The 673-nt window shown below is 66.3% G+C and carries 1 pseudogene; it reads right to left on the reverse strand.

Annotation, left to right across the window (positions count from 1 at the left end):
- Positions 1 to 193: 193 nt before the first annotated feature.
- Positions 194 to 673, reverse strand: a pseudogene (locus JKL46_RS35025) (transposase); the annotation flags it as partial.

Here is a 673-nt window from a genome sequence, read left to right on the forward strand (position 1 = left end):
ACTTCATGTAGAGTCTCATCTGGCAGTCGGTGATGTGGCGGCCGGGCAAAGGGTGGGTTCCTCATTTGGTCGTGAAGAACCCCACTCCTTATCCGGTCGGCCACGACAGCCAGACGGTGCGGTCCTGACGGATCGCACCGTCACCTCTCATTCTGATTGCCGCTCAACTTCCACCCTGATCGCCGCGCCTTACACGCCAGGCGGCCGTGGTCTCGCCGCCCATGTTCTTGACCGCCAGCAGCACCTTCTGGCCATCCTCACGCACACCGATCACCACCAGCAGCGAGATCGAGGTGGCCTTCTTGTCGAGCCGGACCCGCACCACCGTGCCGTCGAGGATCAGCCGGACGATCGGCTCATCAGCGAGTGAGCGCTGGGTCCAGGCCTGCCAGTCGGCCTGCACCTTGCGCCAGACCCGGCTGACCGTGTCCTTGCCGACGGCTCCGCCAAAGAGAGCCGCCAGCGCCCGGCGCACCCGCCGGGTGTTGGTGCCGGCCAGATACGCTGAGGCAATCAGGGCATCAGCGGCCTTGGTGCGGCGCTGATAGGCCCGCAAGGCACCGCTCCTCCACTCGGTGGTGGTGCCATCCTCGGTGCGCAAGCGCGCTCGCGGCAACGAAATCTCTGTCTGGCCAAAGGTGCCGGTCAGGCTGCGGCAGCGGCTGCCATGGCG

The organism is Microvirga zambiensis WSM3693, from assembly GCF_016735695.1.
Classification (GTDB): Bacteria; Pseudomonadota; Alphaproteobacteria; order Rhizobiales; family Beijerinckiaceae; genus Microvirga; species Microvirga zambiensis.